Origin of the sequence: Gemmiger formicilis (genome assembly GCF_016900095.1) — a bacterium.
GTDB classification, from domain to species: Bacteria; Bacillota; Clostridia; order Oscillospirales; family Ruminococcaceae; genus Gemmiger; species Gemmiger formicilis_A.
In genome coordinates this window covers 1-391 of record NZ_JACJJP010000092.1, presented here as the reverse complement: position 1 = coordinate 391, position 391 = coordinate 1, and the positions used below count along the sequence as shown (strand labels likewise).

At 62.7% G+C, this 391-nt stretch carries 1 protein-coding gene; it reads right to left on the bottom strand.

What is annotated here, in order from left to right; genetic code table 11:
* Positions 1-391 (bottom strand): 1,3-beta-galactosyl-N-acetylhexosamine phosphorylase N-terminal domain-containing protein (locus H6B15_RS15340; RefSeq protein ID WP_275951022.1); only part of this gene is annotated, 391 nt, incomplete at both ends.

The window sequence follows — 391 nt, the reverse complement described above, 5'->3', positions numbered from 1 at the left end:
CACCCAGCTGTCGTCGTAGAAGACGTAGGCCTTCTTGCCGTAGCTGTGCACCAGGTCCACCAGCTCCTTGCCGAACCCGGCCACATATTGCTGGGTGAAGTCCATGTAATCCCGCTTGTGGGCCGTGGGGGGCATGTGGGTGACCTGGAAATTGCCCTTGTTGATGAAGTCCTCCGCGGTCAGCTCGTAGCCGTAGGCGGCGGCGAAGTCCGCCAGGGCCTGCTCCGACACGGTGAAGTCGTAGCTGCCCCAGTCGGTGAACAGGTTGCGGTTGGTTTCCTCCGCGCCCCAGATCCACACAAAGTTGTAGAACAGGCTGGTGAACCGCACCACGTTGGTGTGGGGGTGTTCCTCGCACCAGCGGCGCAGCCAGCCGGTGAGATAGGCCCGG